Origin of the sequence: Tritonibacter sp. SIMBA_163 (assembly GCF_046535935.1) — a bacterium.
GTDB classification, from domain to species: Bacteria; Pseudomonadota; Alphaproteobacteria; order Rhodobacterales; family Rhodobacteraceae; genus Epibacterium; species Epibacterium scottomollicae.
This window is the reverse complement of the sequence record NZ_JAWJBP010000659.1, coordinates 1-262: the sequence shown is the minus strand read 5'-3', so window position 1 is coordinate 262 and position 262 is coordinate 1. Positions and strand designations below refer to the sequence as shown.

Genomic DNA, 262 nt, shown 5'->3' with positions numbered 1-262 from the left:
CCGATGACGTTGATCAGGCCTTCACGGGCAAATTCGGCCACCTGCCGTGCCATGTCCGAAGGCGACTCGTCGTACTGGCCGAATTCATTCGGAAGTCCGGCGTTCGGATAGGCGCAGATGAAGGTATCGGCGACGCCGGAAAGCTCCTGCAGGTGCGGCAGCATGGCATCGGCGCCAAGCGCGCAGTTCAGGCCGATGGTGAAGGGATTGGCATGCCGGACCGAATACCAGAACGCCGACGGCGTCTGCCCGGACAGCGTTC

1 protein-coding gene is annotated in these 262 nt (G+C 63.0%); it reads right to left on the bottom strand.

Features of this window, described 5'->3' with window-relative positions:
* Positions 1–262, bottom strand: a 262-nt coding sequence (locus R0J92_RS23950; RefSeq protein ID WP_411053516.1) for a homocysteine S-methyltransferase family protein, incomplete at both ends; no start/stop codon positions are given.